Origin of the sequence: Mesorhizobium album, assembly GCF_033977205.1 — a bacterium.
Lineage (GTDB): Bacteria > Pseudomonadota > Alphaproteobacteria > Rhizobiales > Rhizobiaceae > Mesorhizobium > Mesorhizobium album.
Genome location: NZ_JAVIIW010000034.1, coordinates 28,355 through 44,182 on the forward strand (window position 1 = coordinate 28,355; position 15,828 = coordinate 44,182).

The following is a 15,828-nucleotide window of genomic DNA, read 5'->3' on the forward strand; positions in this document are numbered from 1 at the left end:
GATATCAGAGAGAACGTCCCCGCTAGCAGAGCCATCAGTTCTAATGATAATTCATACATCCATACAAGCTAACAGATTGCCCGAAATGACGCAACAATTAGCGGCGATCGCTGCTTCGGCCGCCCTCCTACTAAACGAAATTCAAAAATAGCTCAGTTGCGACGGCCGCTTTGCGCCTGACTATGGTCGTTTGCTGTCTGCGTGGCCGATCCCGAATGCGGTCGTTCGTTCCCCCGGGAGAGCTTCTACTCCTGCCACGACCGTGAGGGCAAATGCCCGGGTTATTCAAGTTGTCGGCAATTTCCTTGGCCGGCTGAGCGCTCAACGCGCCTCGATCCTCAGTGCGGTCAGCGTTTCGGGGGTAATGGTGCCGGTTACCTTTAGCCCGTAGTCTGTCTGCATACGCTGAAGCCCTGCCCTCAGTTCGGGATTCATCTCGCCGTCTATCTCCCCACTGTAGTAGCCGAACGCGAGCAAAGCGAACTCGACTTGTTGCACAATTTCCTTGAATCGGTAAGCGTTGCCTGGAAGCGTCTTAAGCGGTGTGGGCGCAGGCGCGACAGCGGGCGCCTGGTAGGTCGGTGCCGGCGCCGCTGGCGCACTGTAGAGCGGGGCGGGATCGCTGGGTGCCGGCGGGATGTAGGTGTAACCGCCCGTCGACGACCGATGGCTCGAATGCGAGACGTGACTGCTGTGCGAGCTGTGGCTGCTATGTCCGGCCAAGGTGTATATGTGGTCAAGCTTGAAGATATCGAACAGCGATCTTCTCTTGCCGAGGTCGCCATCCAATGTTGGCTTGATTAGATAAGCCTGTGCATTGACCGGCAGGAACCCCGCCGCGAGCAGAGATGGAATCGCGAAAAGCCGCTTCTTCATTGGAGAGCTCCGAACTTGCTGTATCCGTGATTGCGCGGATGCCACTCGAAAAATCCGCCGCACTGCGGCTTCAAAGCGCATCCGTAGCATTCTTCCCGATACGCACGTTTCCAGTCGGAGATCGTGGCGGGTGCCAGATGGTGGTATGGTTCCGGTACGGTGCAAAGCGGGAAATTATAAAGCCGGGCGTTGATGCCGCGGGTTCTGACGAAATCGATGGATTGTCCGACTACGTCGAAGCCCTCTGAACTGTCGTAGAACAGGATTTTCCAATTCATGCGGCCAAAGCCGATGTTCTCCATCTGCATGAGTGCCCATATCCGAATGAACGGAAGAGCAGTCGCAATAAATCTTGCCAGCTGAGGCAGCCCATAAGCATTCGGGCGCATCAAAACGGTGCGAAGTTCGATCGACGCACCGAGGCGGCATAGGAGAGCGAGGTTCTCCATGAGCTGCGTGTGCGCGCCTGTCTTGCCAACGATCTCGTCGTGTACGGCCGGGTCGCTCGAATACAGGGGAATCCCCCAAAGCACCCTACCCTGATCGATACGGTTCATCGGCCCCCAATCATCCTGATCGAAATGCTGGCCGTTCGTCAGCACATGGAAAGAAAGATCCGGGCGTGCCTCAAGCACCTTCTCCAGAAACCCGAAGAGTTGGGCCTTGAAAAGCGTTGGCTCCCCGCCGGAAATGCCGATCGTTGCGCCTTCCGGAGCAAGCAACGCCGCAGCCTCGAAATATGGGAACAGGTCCACATGGTGCTGCTTAGGGGGCTGCGAGCACATCAGGCAAACCTGGTCACATCGCTCGGTCACCAGAAAGGTGTTGTGCTGCGAGGAGCTGCGGATGAGGCGATCCGCGGTTCCGCGCCTGGGATTAACCAACAACACGTCCCCGTCTATCTTGGAAGGATCAATCCCCAGGACTCGGATCGAGCCGCCCTCGCCTACGTAGTCAGCTCCTTCCGAGCTGACGCGCTCCAAGGTCACGTCGAAGGGGTTCAATTGCTCAGCCCTTTGCTGCCAGGCCCCCGCTTCAAACGAGCGCATACGCACGACAAAGGGCCGATCAGCGTTTGCCTCGACCTTGATGCGCAGTGGAATCATGAATGCACCGGGGCCATGCTGTCGTCCCACGTATTCACGCCGAGCCACGCGGCTACCGAGGCACGGGCCGGCGCGTCCTTGCGGTAGAGCACCTCGAACACTTTGTCGAAGAGTGACAAATGCCGGCCGCAGAACCACGTGTCGGGCCTGGGAAGGTCGATCCGGCCGTAGCGGGAAATGTCATCGATGACGTCGGTGCCGCAGAACGGCTGATAGGCGCAATGGATGCAATCCGGATCGAAGTGATTGAATGCTCCGGAATCGAGAAGGTTGACCGTTGCCCGGTCGATCCCCGTCCTGACGTCGCCAATGCTTAGATCTATGCGGCCGATCCTGGACAGCATCCGGGCTTCGTCTGTCGGATAGAAGCGGCCGTCATGATCTATGACTATATAGTCGGAGGCGAAGAAGTTGGGGTTGCGTATGTCCACGTGATTGTCGGCATCCAAGCGGAGCACACGCTTCAGGCACTGGCTGAAATAGTGCTCCTCCATGAAGCGGCCGGTCCGGTGATTGCGAGCGATCAACAGGTCGATGAATTCGGAATGGAGACGATTCCAGCGCGTCAGCACGTTGTTGCCCTGATCGAGCTTCCGGGCAAATCCCTGGTGGTTTATCGGGCGCAGGTAGACGGATCGAATTCCGTATCGCTCATAGTTGTCGAGAAGTCCTTCAAGGTCGGGCGGGTTGGCAATGTCGACCGTCGGCAGCGTCGAAATCTTCCCCTCGGGATAGCGAGAAACAGCTGTCTCGAGGTTTCGGAAAAAAGTGTCAGTAACCTTGTTGTCGTGGGTGCGCTGACGCTCATGTGTCATCCGATCTCCATCCAGCGAGGTGCTGATGAGGGTGTCTTCGGCGTCCAGGAAAGCCCATGCGCGTGCGTCCAACGTTTGCAGGTTCGTGCAGACGATGAACTGCGGTCGCGCAAATTTTTCCCGGCAAAAGTTCCGAACAGCTTCAAGCAGGTCGATCCGCAGCAAGGGCTCGCCACCCTGAAATTCGATCTTGATGTCCGGGCCTTGCAAGCCGTCGACGAAGGAAAGGACGCCTTCGAGGGTTTCGTGTGACCAGTCGAAGCCACGGGCATTCTCAGGCGCGCGCGAGACTTGGCAGTAGCCGCAGGTGAGATTGCACCTGAGCGTCGGAACCAGAATGACGTAGTTCATTTCTTGCGGTTTGGACTGCCGCCGCGCCCACCTGTAGGCGAACGATGTCCAGTGAACATCCAGCTCTCGGTCGAAGCCATGACCTCCTTCTTTGAGGAACGCCAGATCGGCGGCAGACAGCTCGTCGGCGGCATACCGGTCCAGAAAGCCGTGATCGGCTTTGAAGAAACCGCCAGCGTCGTCGCAAAAGAGCATCGAACCGTCCGACGTCTCGCGAAACTTCAGCGGCCAGAAGTTCATCGGCCAGTTACCGCCCTGAACAGCGCCTGACGCATCGACAGAGTTTCCGCATAGATTTTCTCGCGGTAGAGGGTATGGAGAACAGCCCTGCGAAGCTGATCCTCGGCAAGACTGCCCGACGAACCTATGGATATCGCACCGTCAATCGTTGCGAGACGGCAGGTAGGATAGAGAGATTGGAGCCGAAGCATCGCCGAATCGACGTATTTGTCGAACTGTCGTGGAACCTGCACCACGACTTCGAATTGAGCAGCGTTCGGTAATTTTGTCATAGCCCACCCCCAGCGCGATAATGCGCGGTGAGGTCCGAACAATCAATGAGATATTTGGCTTGGCATTAACGGAATCCACGACGTTCAGAGGATTTCGTCATTGAGAAAGCGATCTCGACAATGTACCTGCACAAACTGCACAAATGGGGGTGTGCTGTAACTGATGGACCTCAAAGGGAAGCACCATGACCGAATCCGCTGAGCAGCAAGACAACAGCGATCTGATAGCACTCGCCGCCGACATAGTTTCCGCATACGTGTCTAACAATCCGGTACCGGTGCCGGAACTCCCGAAGCTGATCGGGGATATTTACGCTGCCTTACAGTGGGTTGGTACGTCTGAGACGGAGACCGCCACTAAGCAGGAGCCGGCGATTTCGATAAAGAGATCGGTGACACCGGATTATATCGTCTGCCTTGAGGACGGAAAGAAATTCAAGTCGCTGCGGCGCCATCTGAATGTCCACTACAATTTCACGCCGGATGACTATAGGCAGAAATGGAAATTACCTGCCGATTATCCAATGGTGGCACCCAACTACGCTGCCGCCCGCTCTGCACTGGCGAAAGCAGCCGGTCTTGGCCGAAAGCCGTCAGAGCCGATCGCAGAGCCCAAGCAGAAGCGGGCAACTCGTACCGCCGCCGCGACAACCAAGTCAGCGGTAGCAAAGTCGCGAGCAAAAAAATCGCGAACGTAGCGGTTGCCCTCTGATCGAGACTAATGTCGAGCTTCTCTGCGGCCGCGTCGCCGAGCACCCGGCTGCAGGGTGCGCTTGCCTCGTTTTTGTGGCCAGCTATCTGGCTGTATCTAATATAACGGGCAGCGCACAAATGGCGACGCCTGGAGTAGCCGTGGATGCAGCCGGGCGTTCTCGCCCGTGGCGACGCTGTAAACTCATCGCCGCCCGGCTGGCGCGCGCCCAGACGACCCTGAGCGCTGCGCAGTTCGCTTTTCCATGGATGAACAGCGCCCAGCCGCGGCTATTCTTGTCCGCAGATTGGATCCGATTTCTGCTTGTAGACGGGATTCCAGTGCAAATTGATAGTGCAATGGTAGTTATATTCAGCATGGTCCCTTAACAAGCCGGTTCGTCTCCTTTCCTCTGACGACTTAATATCGGTGACGTCATGTGGTTTGTCGCCCAGGCTGCGACTGTTGAGAACAGCGTTGATAAAATCGGTGCAATACGCCTCGGGATTATAACCGCCTCCGCGCCAGCCGGTGGCCCCAGTCAGTTTTGCTTCATCTTCCCAGTGATCAAGCCCAAAAGCCTGATTCGAACATACCTTCCAGTGCGGCGCCTTGGTGCAGACTTGATTGATGGCGAGTGTTGCCATCTGCGTCCCGCATTGACGTACGTTGATGAGCTCGCCAGCCAACTGTTCCTGAAGGACGTTTTCGAAGTCGTTCGTTTGAATATCGACTCCCACATCCCCGCCGAGTTGCCCAAGTGCCTTTGCGATCAGTCCCTTGGCGGCAGCTGTCAAATCGCCTTTGCCCGTGATCAGGGTGGACTTTCCCGTTTGCTTGACTTCACCGCAAATGCGCTCTGCAAAATCACCCGCCTCCGCAAGGCATTGTGCTTCGGCCAAACAAGGACAAGTGATCGCTATAAATGTAGCCAATACCGTTAGCCGGTTCATCGCCCAACCCCTTCACCGGAGTTGAATATCCCGAATGCCTATTACTGTATCATGACACTTCAAGCTATGAACCGCAGCCGCGCTTTCGATGCAAATAGTCCCCACGGCAGCTTCGATGCCTTCTGCGCGTTTGAAACCCCAGAACCCAGCCGTGGAAGGCTTACAGGCAAGAGTGTCGGCTAGCATCAGGATTGCCCTGAGCGGCGGCCGGAATCTCAGTTATTTGGTGCGAGCCACCTGTTAAGCTCGGCCGGGGCGAATACCGACCAAAAATCTTCTTCAGACACACATGCGTCCCCGAGGACAAGTTCGCCGTCGGGGCCGAGAACCAAAGGAGGGTATGTCATCCGGTTCATGATCAAAGCGATCTCTTCACGAGCCAAGCGCGGAACAAGCGAGTCAATGCGATGGAAATCATAGATGGGAAGGATGGATCGGGGCTCCCCGATCAAAATGCCAATCCTCAGGCCGATTTCTCCAATAATTCGCTGTTGGTTGCGGTATACTGATTGTGTGTCATGGCAAAGCAAAGCTACTTTGCGCCCTGCTCGACTTGCAGCGTTGGCTGCCCAGCGTGCGAGCTCTGCTCCGCCCGTAAGATCAAAGATCCGGTCTTCGATGCACAGCAGCTTCGCTGACGTGCACAACAGAACCGACCTTAGGCTCTGGTTCAGAAATATCGTTGGGCTTGCAGGTTTTGAGCTCAACGCACCGCTTTTTCTATACGTACTTTGCGTGTCCTTTCGCTCCACAGCCGAGCGGCGCACGAGCAAAGCTTGCGCGCCGGTTTGGCAGTCAGGCCAATCATCCGCGCCGCACGTCGCTGGTTCCCATAGGAATGCGCATCTGCGGCCGAGAAGCTGAAGACCGCGGCCGAACAGCGCCACGGGGTCGCGATCGTCGCGCGGGTTGGGCTCACCTTCAACGTGCACAAAGATCACATCGAAATGCGCTGCCTGCGTTCGAGCTCCGATCGGCGGATTGCTTGAGGTGACAACCCTTATCTAGCTGGTTGGTGGCGAGACCATCGCTCTTTGCTGCCTCTCGGTTGCTCCGAGCTCGCGTGGATCGGCTGAATTCGTCCCGACAACGTCTACCCCGAACCCAAAGTCCCGAGCAAGATGACATCTGTCGGCATTGAGCCGGCTCATCATTCCTTTACTGTTCGGCTCACCCAACTGAGCAGTTTGTCCAGCGATTATAAGTTGAATGCAATCGAATAGTTATTATGTACATTGACTCAATGTAAGCTCAATAATACGGTTCCATCGCTTTGGTACGAACGTAGCAAGAGCTGCTTCGATTGCACCTCGCTCGAATAGAGTTGTGTAGCATAATGCTTTATTTAGAGGGAGCACTTGCTGAAGTCAGGCGGACGGCTTGGTTTCCCAATAAGCATGCGCAATTATAGTTAGCCGACTTGAAAATTACCGCCGACCAAACAGTTTGCTGCGTAGTCATAATGTCGTGAATGTTTGCCAGGCAAAATCATCAGCGGGGAGAGGGGCAATGAGCATAGAGCTGATCGTTCATCCTGGTGTCGACAGCGCGCTGTTGGCGTGGCGCAGCCCGTTCATCGATCAGTGCAGAGGCTTTGCGCTGCGCCGGAAAATCAAACGTGCGCCTGGAAGCGCTCATAGTCCAAACACGATAGCGCCCGCTGACTCCGACGGTTTCGTTGAGGAAATCGTAGCAAGCTGGGTCGGATTTGCCGGAGGACCTGAGGTTCCCGAAGGAACGCGCAAACCCACAACGGAGTGGCCAATTCAGAAGTATCTTTGGGCCGATTTTGCTGTGAACCCAGGCGACGTCGTTGGCTATCGTGTGTCAGCAATGATCAGACAGGCTGACAAGTTACAGGAATCCAAGGAATTTGTTTCCGCCTGGAGCGAGAATGCAGAGATCGGCGCCGAAACCGACGGGCGCGCAAGCTGCTTCTTCAACCGCGGCATCGTTGCCAGCCAATGGCTCGCCCGGGCCTTGCCTGAGCAAGCACCGACGACGAAGCTAAAGAAGGCAATTGCGGATCCCCACGACCAGATTCGCCGCTTCCTGGCCGGGCCGATCCGCGACAAGCTTGTATCGCTGCTTCAGTCCGCCAAAGCAGGCAAAGCGCACGTCTACGCCGCCCTCTTCGAACTTGACGACCCGGAGCTCATCCCCCTCCTTCAGGACCTCAAAAAGCGGGCCCACATCGTGCTCGGCAACGGAAGCGTGAAGAAAAAAGGCGAGGATGAAAACGAAGCGGCGCGATCGGCTCTGTCGGGTTGCGACGTCAGAAACCGCATGAGCGCTCCCCGTGCGCTCGCGCACAATAAGTTCCTGGTCATCTGCGATGCCGACAAGACGCCTCAGTCAGTGTGGACCGGCAGCACGAACTGGACCATGACCGGCCTTTGCACGCAGGCAAACAATGCCCTGCTGATCGAAAATCCAGCGGTCGCCCAATTCTATTTCGACCAATGGAAAGTAGTCGCCGGAGATGGCGATGAGTCGCCCACTTCGCTCTACGAGAGCAATTCAAAGCCGCGAACAACGCCGAAGTCGAAGGGAGCCACCGTCTGGTTCACACCAATGCACGACGGATCCGATCTTGAACAGGGCGGAGAGCTGATCAAGTCAGCCCGGCAAGGTATCCTTTTTGCGATGTTCAACCCTGGCCCGAGAGGCACCCTCCTCAACGACATCATTGAGCTTGCCTCTCCTTCGAGCCCGTCGTTCAAACCGGACCTCTACATTCAGGGAGTGCTTAATCAGAATCCGGGCACAGCCAAGAACCCCGTCGTGCTGTTCAATCGCGGCGAGCGGATCGATGCAAATTCCGATGTAGTGCTGCCCGCCGAGATACCCGGTCGCTTTGCCTACTGGGCGAAAGAGACCCTGAAGCTCCCGACAGCCCATGCCATGGTGCACAGTAAGGTGATCGTGATCGATCCCTACGGCGACAACTCGGTCGTGATTACCGGCTCCCACAACCTTGGGCCAAAGGCAAGCGGCGTGAACGACGAAAACATGGTGATCGTCACGGGTAACAGCGCCTTGGCAAGTCAGTATGCCGGCAAGATCATGGAGATCTACGCCCAATACCGTTGGCGGCAGTCTGTACAGCAGCAGAACGGCAAGCCGAAATGGACTGGCCTTGCCGATAACGGCGACTGGCAAATCAAGTCACCGGCAGGACCGTACGACCAGCGGCGCATCCGGGAACTCGACTTCTGGTTTGGGGCTCCCCCAACCTAGCTTGAGCCCTTGGCACCATTTCGCCTGAAGGCGACCTGCAGCCTGCAAATGGCCCCCTAGCGGCCTAGTAGCCCGAAGTGAGGCCACCTTGGCGCCGCATTCAAAAGAAAGAGCATCCGTCCCATGTCCCTCAGCTACGGTTTCGTGAAAGCAAAAATCAACGGCGCGCCGGTTCTCAAGGCAAAGCCCCTCGGTCACGAAACTCAGTATCATTTGCATGTGCCCCTGGATGTTGCCGGGGCGGCGTGGGACGTTGCGATAGTCCAGGCGCTCCAGGCGACGCAAGCGGGCCGGTGTGATTTAATCGACAAGAACGCGCTTCCGGCGCTGGACTTCACGCGGTCCGACGTTCTGGCGGAAACCGGCCGTGGCGCCTGAGCGATCCGATGGACGGGAGCCTGCATCCCGAGCCGGTAGCATCGTGAGCCGCCTCTTGCAGCAAGCAGGTCAAGCTGCGTGGGATGTCTATGTGTTCGGGCGGTTCTACTCAGAGGGCGCCGGCATCCACGACACCAATATGAACCAGGGATCGACGGGAAAGCAGTTCGCCTACCGCGAAGGGACGACCACAACGACCAATGACATCTGGCAAGATGGCGCTGTCTTTTTCGCAAGTTCGGACGACCGGTGGGCTGCCTACTTCGCCGCCTTTGAACATCAATTGGTGCCGACCGACCTGCTCGGAAATCCGACTCCGGAACGCAAACCTGTGGGGTAGAAGCATGGTTGACAAACTGATCATGATCATCCGGCATGCGGAAAAGCCCCTTCCTGGCAACCCGGCACTCGGCGTCGACGAATTCGGCCAGGAGGATGACAAGTCGCTGACGGTTCGTGGCTGGCAACGTGCCGGCGCGCTGGCCAGCCTGTTCTTTTCTCCGCCGGCATCACTACGGGTTCCGAAGGCGATCGTGGCCTCTGGCGTTATCAAAAAGGATGGGACAGGCAGTCGAAGCCGGCGGCCGCTTCAGACGGTCACGCCGCTTGCGCAACGCCTGTTAATCGAGCCGGATACACGCAACTCAAAGGGGCAGGAGAGCGAGGCAGCTGAGGATATCATCAAGCAGTCTGCCCCCGTTCTTGTCTGCTGGCAGCACGAATCGATACCTGCCCTAGCGCGCTCGATCGTCGGGTACGCTCAAATCACACCGGATGGCTGGGATGACGAAGACTACTCCAGCATATGGTTGCTCAGTCTGTCGGACGAGAGCCAGAAGTGGTCCTTTGAAGCGGCCCAAGAGTTTCTTCTTCCGGGAGATCATCCATGACGAAGGAAGCTCACCCAAAGCCGGCGGAGCCAGATTCCGCAGGCACGAAAAGCTGTCCCAAGTGCGGCAGCACAATTCCCCAGCTTGCCGTGGTTTGTCCTGTCTGCAGATCCGACATCGGCGAGAAGACGGCCGGAGAAATACGCCGGGATCGACTTCTAAAGGTCGCCGCGTTTTTGAAAGACTGGATCAGTTTCCCAGCTGCAGCCTTCACGGCAATCGCGGCTTTCATACTGGCCGCTGAAACCAATGTTTTGCAGATACTTAGGCTGGATACAGCCAGCGTAACCATGCAATTTTTGCGACAGGATTTGATCAACGTGGGGGCTGACGACACGTCGGCATCGCGCCAAGGCGACGAGATCTTCGTTCATGTGCCGTTTCTGCGTTCCGTTCTTGTGAACGAAGGAGCATCCGTCGCCACCGTGCGACCTGAGTTTATGTGCTCCCAGATGGACAGCAATTCCAAGACAATTACCGGACATTTCTATTTCATAGACATCCAGACTCAGAAGAAGGTTCTGGACGACATTGAGGTCGATCCGAAGAAGCCTTCGTTTGTAAACGTGGCGCTGCGGGATATGGGGTCGAAGGATGACGGTTACGGCGCCACGAAAGAGCCAAATACTTGCATGCTGAATTACTCAGACAAGTACGGAGCCAAGATCGCAACGATAGCGTACACTGCTGGCGACACCTCTCCGATGGAGATAGGCGGGGTCGACGACACTAGAGTGGCCAGAAGGGATATGTACTGATGCCGGCATGGCGAAAGGTTTGAGCCTGGGAGGAGAGCCCATAGACTGCCTCAGCGACAGAAACCTGATCGCAATCGAACCGGTCTACCTGTGGGAGCATGCACTGGAACGTGCTCTTAAGCAGTCGGGTGAGTTCCGGCAGTTTACGCAAGGAACTGCGACACGCATTCCTGGGCTCATTCTACAGGACTGCGCTGAGGGAAGTTGCGAGCAGAATGTCCAGGAGATGACGAATGCGCTCCGTCATTTCACGCCGAATGTGACGGTTTGGCTGTGCCCACCAGCAAAGACGGAATTGAGCAAATGTACGAAAACCGAATTTCCCGTTGCTGCGCCCTAACGAGATGCGCGTAGCGAAGCGTGCGAATTTCATCGGGTCAACTGGAGGCTGACCATTAACCTAAAGGTTGGAAAAAAGGTTGATGTACGGCGCATAGAAGTAGCGCCTGTTACGGGCCTGCCCAGTGATCTCCACTAGCATGCCGGCCTCAACAAATTTGTCAATTAAAGCGCTTGCATTTGGAAAACTGATTCCGAGCACGTCGCGAACGTTATTTATGCTAACAGTCGGGCGACGGTATAAGTGCTCCAAGACCTTGTTCGCTTTGCCAGCAGAATTTCCGAATTGATCAGATATTATTGACCTATGGCCCTCTCGGAGGCTTACTATTTCGCGGGCCGTTTCCGTAGCCTGTTCTGCGACGTCCCCCACACCTTTCAGAAAGAATTTTATCCACCCCTCCCAATCTCCTTCAACGCGCGTCTTTTGGAGGCGATCATAATACTCCTGCCGATTCTGCTTGAAGTAGTGGGAAAGGTAGAGGACCGGCCGCATCAATAGCCGTCGTTCGAAAAGGAAAAACGCTATGAGCAATCGGCCGACCCTTCCATTCCCGTCGAGAAATGGATGTATCGTTTCAAATTGGGCGTGGCTTAAACCGATTTTGATGAGCGGCGGAATGTGATCTTCAGCGTGAAGGAATTTCTCGAGGTCGCTTAACGCCTCAGCAGCAACCTCATGGGGCGGCGGAATGAAACTAGCAGAATTCAAATTGCTTCCGCCGGGTCCGATCCAGTTCTGGCTTTGCCGAAGCTCCCCTGGTTGGAGCTTGTGACCGCGGACCCCATGCAAGAGCTTCTCGTGGATTTCCTTAATCAAGCGAACCGACAAAGGCAGTTCGTCAAGGCGAGCAATGCCATGGTTCATCGCGGAAAGGTAGTTGACTACTTCGTCAACATCCTTTGGCATCTGTTGGTCATAAATGTCGGCTTCGGCCTTCAGGAGATCATTGATAGAAGCTTGGGTGCCTTCTATCTGACTGGATAGGACCGCCTCCTTTCTGACGTACATCATCACGAACAGATCAGGGTTCGGAAGCGTTTGTATGGAGCCGTCCAGTCGGCCCAAAGCTCGATCGGCCCTGGAGAGGAGATTCTGAAGCTCGGCGTCGATGGTGAGTTGGGGATTGGGCGGCAACGGAGAAGGTATGAAAGCTCGGTAGCCTGGGGGCTGTCTCACATACCGTCCGCTTCTTCCCTCCGCAGCCATCCCGGCGCTCCTTATTAATGATAAACGTTAACAAGGAGCATAATATGCATCTTGCCAACGTCAACCGTTAATATGAGCTGCAAAATTTCCACTTACTAATGCCCGCCAACAATGTGAGGCTGGTTGCGTGACCTTGTTATCGCGTGGGGATGATACCGCGGCTGCCAATTTCCATATTAACGTCTAACGAGAGCAGGACGTGAAAGCGGAGGCTCCAAAGCCGCCAAATTGTCATTGGAGCCGCCTTCGAAATGTTGTCTGGAGCTTCGCGCAACTGGAGACTTTTCGGCTCTAGAAATCCTGACGCCCGTCCGCGCCCGGTTCCGGCTCGCTCCTTGTCGTCTGTCCGCTTGAGGTCTGGCCACAGTGGTCGAGGCGGGCGGTTGTTTGTGACAGTCTTATGACGCACGATGGGGTGGGTCGCCTCGATTGCCGTGAGCGACGCCGAGAGCATCATGCAGGAAACGGAACTGAAGCTCGAGCTTTTGCAATCGGGTGCGCGGTCGCTCCTGAAGAAGAATCCGTTCGGATCCCCGCCCATCATTCTTCAGCAGACATCCATCTATTTCGACACTCCCGGATGGGATCTGTCCAAGCGCGGCCTGTCGCTTCGCATCCGGCAATCGGGAAATGAACGCATACAAACCGTCAAAGCCGGTGATGGTGTCGCAGCCGGATCGTTCACACGCGAGGAGTGGGAACGGCCGGTCGCCGGCGACACACCGATACTTGATGATCCGCAGATCCGAGATCTGCTCGCAGATGCTGGCCCAAAGCTCGCCGCGTTGTTCGAGGTCCATGTCAAACGGCATCGTTGGAATGTGTCGGATCAGGACGCCACGATCGAAGTTGCGTTGGATCTTGGCAAGGTCGTTGCAGCCGATCGCGAGGCGCCACTCTGCGAGATCGAGTTCGAAAAGAAGGCGGGCTCGCCGAAAGCGCTGTTCGCGCTCGCCAGGAAAGTCGACCTCATCACACCGACACATGTCGGAGTGCTGAGCAAAGCTGAACGGGGCTATCATCTGCTGGGCACAGCTCCCGGCGCTGTGAAAGCGGCTTCGACCCCGCTCACGTCCGAGATGAGCGCGGCAACGGCTTTCGCGCACATCGCGGCGGCCTGTCTCAAACAGTTTCGTCTCAATGAAACGGTGCTGGGCTGGTCCCGCGATGCCGAGGCCCTGCATCAGGCTCGCGTGTCGCTGCGCCGGCTGCGCTCGCTTTGCTCGATCTGCAAGTCGCTGTTCCATGACAGCCGTTTTGACCACCTGCGGGAAGAATTGAAATGGCTCGCCTCGGAATTTGGCGATGCTCGCAATATCGACGTGATGATCGACCGTGCTTCGAGCGAGGCTCTTTCAAGCCGTCTTCACAATGCGCGCGACGATGCCTATGCGGCAGTCGAAACATCGCTTTCCTCGGTGCGCGCCCGCTCCTTGATGATCGATGCCACCGAGTGGATCTCCATCAGGGACTGGCGGACCGACCAATCGAGCGACACGCTGCACGAGCAGTCGGCAAGGGATTTCGCCTCCGGTGTATTTGATAAATTTTGGAAAAAGGTGGTGAAGGGCGGCAACAATCTCATCGATGCCGATGACGAGACCCGCCATAAATTGCGCATCGCCGCAAAGAAGCTACGCTATGCGGCTGAGTTCTTCGAGCCGCTCTACAAGAGCAAGGCGGAAGCCAAACGCCATCGACGGTTCATAGAGGCGATGGAAGACCTGCAGGACCAGCTCGGCAGTCTCAACGATCTCGCCACCGCCCCTGATATGCTGGCAGCGCTGTGGCTTTCGGACGTTGCTAGTGCAAAGGACCTCTATAGCGCCGAGGACAAGTCCAAGCTTCTCAAGGACGCCGCGGAGGCACACGACGCCTTGGTCAACACAAGACGCTTCTGGCGCTGAGGCATGCAGAAGGAGCGACGAGGCTGTCTCCAAGCGGCCGGTCTTCGTCAGCTAGGAGGGATTAGCTGCCGAACTCTGAAGCAGCGACTTTGATCGCGACTCGTCACATAGCTGTGACAAACTGCGTAACAGGCGCCGGGACGAGTTCGACCGAAGGCGTGGTTGGCCGGGCTGGGAGGTCTTTGGACCAGGAGCAGAACCCTCTCTAGACCGCGATGCAGTGGATATAACCGGGCTTGATCGGCCCCGACTGCGCGGTGAGAACGACCTACGACATGCATCTTTGCACGACTTCCGGGAGGAAGGAACCTAATGGCAACAGCCAGCTTGACTTGAATGAGCAAACGCGGCGCCGATTTCCTTCGGAAATGGTTGGCGAACAACATTCCTACGGCCAGGGGTTCGGACATTTTGTCGGTCGCCGAGCTAACGCAGCAGCTATTTGCTGACGCAAAGTCTCTCAAGATATCCAGTACGCAAATCGACGAAGAGGTTGGCAGCGTTTATGAGGCGATACTCATTGCGATTAAAAAATAGAACGCCCCTAGTGGGGACGCTGCTTCACCGTGAGAGACGCTTTCTGTTCGCCCTGATTTTCCCGCCGTAAAATTGATCGAGCTTGTCGGGGCGGATGTTCCCATGGTGAGCATCGTTCCGGCGCGGCCAGCTGCCTCGATTTTTTCACTGACCATCAGCAGGGACTCGCGTTCCGCTGTCTTGCCGCCTTGCGCGATCCGCAGACCCCGGAGCCAGATGACTTGTTGCGCCTCCATCATCGTAAGGCACAGATCCACCCAAGGGTTGAACATTGCAGCACTCCTGATCGGCGCAGGAGAACGGCAGCCTTAGTTGTCCGGTTCCCTGGTAAGCGGGAGGACGGAGTAGGAATTTGCCTAAATAAGGATTGTTGGCGCGTAGCCGTCGGCTTCCGGCGACGATCGTCTGGCTCGCCTGGCGGGCCAGGTAGCTGTGTAACAAACTGTGTAACATGCGGCGCGAAAAGCTCAATGTTTTCAATGCTATAGGCGCCAAATCGAAAGACGCTCTCTCCGCCAGTCAACCCCTAAAAAGCCCAGATTTCTGCGGCTCTTACTTCTCCGGCACATCCTTTCCCACCAGTTTTCCCACCAGCGCCTCAAATATTTCCCACCAGCGCCTCAAATAGGGGAAGTGTCGCGCACGTCATTCCTTGCTAGGTGAAGCGCGTCAGCGCTAGGTGAAGCGCGTGAGCCACGCTCTCGAACTCAGACATTTTGATCGCTTGCTTGCCGGCCGCCGTTCGGCAAACCACATGTGGCTCGGCGCGGCTACGCGGGTCCGCCCTGGCACTGCATAGCCCGTGCGCGAGGCAATTCCTGGTGTCAACCAGCATCTCGATGTTGTTCCCGCAGCCAAACCTATGGCTCAATTGCCCCCGGTGCGCCCATATTGATCCCATGGACAACAGGCGATCTGGCACGATCGCCTCAAGGCGCCCACGCACTTATTCCTCAGGCCATCCCCAATGCATGGGCACATATGCGACTGCCGCGATAAGATCCCGCTTCGTCGGTTTGGGAGCCGGATCGTCAGCCATGCCTGTCACTCGACCTCCGTTTTGCCGCTCGTCATTGCCAGCCCGACCCCTCCCCCCGGCCTGCCCCGCCACGCGGCCGGAAACCTCTTTATACCGAGCGCACAAAGCGGCGTTATTTTTGAACTGTCTGACAGTTCAGGCAGATGAGACAAAGGCAATTCACCAATCCCGTGACTCACTGTTTGAAGAACGGACCCAGCGATGCGCTACCGATGCGCGCCTATTG

At 56.6% G+C, this 15,828-nt stretch carries 15 protein-coding genes; 7 read left to right on the forward strand and 8 right to left on the reverse strand.

Annotation, left to right across the window (positions count from 1 at the left end):
• Window positions 1-321 precede the first annotated feature (321 nt).
• Genes hxsA through RFN28_RS24550 form a run of 4 tightly spaced genes read right to left on the reverse strand, consistent with a single transcriptional unit; the run spans window position 322 to window position 3,660 of the window.
• Entirely contained in the window at window positions 322-876 is a 555-nt protein-coding gene (hxsA, locus tag RFN28_RS24535) for a His-Xaa-Ser repeat protein HxsA (protein ID WP_320223446.1), read from the reverse strand.
• The gene (gene hxsC / locus RFN28_RS24540) at window positions 873-1,982 is read right to left on the reverse strand and encodes a His-Xaa-Ser system radical SAM maturase HxsC (protein ID WP_320223445.1); all 1,110 of its coding nucleotides are present in this window, start codon (window positions 1,980-1,982) and stop codon (window positions 873-875) included. The genes hxsA and hxsC overlap by 4 nt, the downstream gene beginning before the upstream one ends.
• Window positions 1,979-3,388 carry a His-Xaa-Ser system radical SAM maturase HxsB gene (gene hxsB / locus RFN28_RS24545; protein WP_320223444.1) on the reverse strand — a complete coding sequence of 470 codons (1,410 nt, stop codon included), beginning with the start codon at window positions 3,386-3,388 and terminating at the stop codon, window positions 1,979-1,981. The genes hxsC and hxsB overlap by 4 nt, the downstream gene beginning before the upstream one ends.
• Window positions 3,385-3,660 (reverse strand): hypothetical protein, encoded by a 276-nt coding sequence (locus tag RFN28_RS24550; protein ID WP_320223443.1) that lies wholly within the window; start codon window positions 3,658-3,660, stop codon window positions 3,385-3,387. The genes hxsB and RFN28_RS24550 overlap by 4 nt, the downstream gene beginning before the upstream one ends.
• Before the next feature lie 185 nt (window positions 3,661-3,845).
• On the opposite strand from RFN28_RS24550, the gene RFN28_RS24555 reads away from it, so the two are divergent.
• Complete coding sequence (locus RFN28_RS24555; protein WP_320223442.1) at window positions 3,846-4,358, forward strand: Ros/MucR family transcriptional regulator; 513 nt, start codon at window positions 3,846-3,848, stop codon at window positions 4,356-4,358.
• A 283-nt stretch (window positions 4,359-4,641) separates the two neighbouring features.
• Here RFN28_RS24555 and RFN28_RS24560 read toward each other — a convergent pair whose 3' ends face one another.
• Window positions 4,642-5,304 carry a hypothetical protein gene (locus RFN28_RS24560; protein WP_320223441.1) on the reverse strand — a complete coding sequence of 221 codons (663 nt, stop codon included), beginning with the start codon at window positions 5,302-5,304 and terminating at the stop codon, window positions 4,642-4,644.
• A 215-nt stretch (window positions 5,305-5,519) separates the two neighbouring features.
• Window positions 5,520-6,245: a hypothetical protein gene (locus tag RFN28_RS24565; RefSeq protein ID WP_320223440.1), complete on the reverse strand. Its 726-nt coding sequence runs from the start codon at window positions 6,243-6,245 to the stop codon at window positions 5,520-5,522.
• A 568-nt stretch (window positions 6,246-6,813) separates the two neighbouring features.
• On the opposite strand from RFN28_RS24565, the gene RFN28_RS24570 reads away from it, so the two are divergent.
• The 5 genes from RFN28_RS24570 (at window position 6,814) to RFN28_RS24590 (ending at window position 10,570) form a co-directional block, all read left to right on the forward strand.
• The gene (locus RFN28_RS24570) at window positions 6,814-8,544 is read left to right on the forward strand and encodes a phospholipase D-like domain-containing protein (protein WP_320223439.1); all 1,731 of its coding nucleotides are present in this window, start codon (window positions 6,814-6,816) and stop codon (window positions 8,542-8,544) included.
• Between the two features lie 123 nt (window positions 8,545-8,667).
• Window positions 8,668-8,922, forward strand: coding sequence for a hypothetical protein (locus RFN28_RS24575; protein WP_320223438.1), 255 nt, complete (start codon window positions 8,668-8,670; stop codon window positions 8,920-8,922).
• 43 nt (window positions 8,923-8,965) lie between these two features.
• A complete protein-coding gene (locus tag RFN28_RS24580) occupies window positions 8,966-9,262 on the forward strand; it encodes a DUF2278 family protein (RefSeq protein ID WP_320223437.1) in 297 nt (98 codons plus the stop codon).
• Window positions 9,263-9,266: 4 nt separating this feature from the next.
• Complete coding sequence (locus RFN28_RS24585) at window positions 9,267-9,812, forward strand: hypothetical protein (RefSeq protein WP_320223436.1); 546 nt, start codon at window positions 9,267-9,269, stop codon at window positions 9,810-9,812.
• Window positions 9,809-10,570 (forward strand): hypothetical protein, encoded by a 762-nt coding sequence (locus RFN28_RS24590; protein WP_320223435.1) that lies wholly within the window; start codon window positions 9,809-9,811, stop codon window positions 10,568-10,570. Before RFN28_RS24585 ends, RFN28_RS24590 begins: the two co-directional genes overlap by 4 nt.
• Window positions 10,571-10,970: 400 nt before the next feature.
• Here RFN28_RS24590 and RFN28_RS24595 read toward each other — a convergent pair whose 3' ends face one another.
• Window positions 10,971-12,119, reverse strand: a complete 1,149-nt coding sequence (locus RFN28_RS24595; RefSeq protein WP_320223434.1) for a Fic family protein — start codon at window positions 12,117-12,119, stop codon at window positions 10,971-10,973.
• 455 nt (window positions 12,120-12,574) lie between these two features.
• Between RFN28_RS24595 and RFN28_RS24600 the strand changes: the two genes are divergently transcribed.
• A complete protein-coding gene (locus RFN28_RS24600) occupies window positions 12,575-14,026 on the forward strand; it encodes a CYTH and CHAD domain-containing protein (protein ID WP_320223433.1) in 1,452 nt (483 codons plus the stop codon).
• A gap of 503 nt (window positions 14,027-14,529) precedes the next feature.
• On the opposite strand, the gene RFN28_RS24605 is transcribed toward RFN28_RS24600, so the two are convergent.
• The gene (locus RFN28_RS24605) at window positions 14,530-14,835 is read right to left on the reverse strand and encodes a hypothetical protein (RefSeq protein WP_320223432.1); all 306 of its coding nucleotides are present in this window, start codon (window positions 14,833-14,835) and stop codon (window positions 14,530-14,532) included.
• Between the last annotated feature and the right edge of the window lie 993 nt (window positions 14,836-15,828).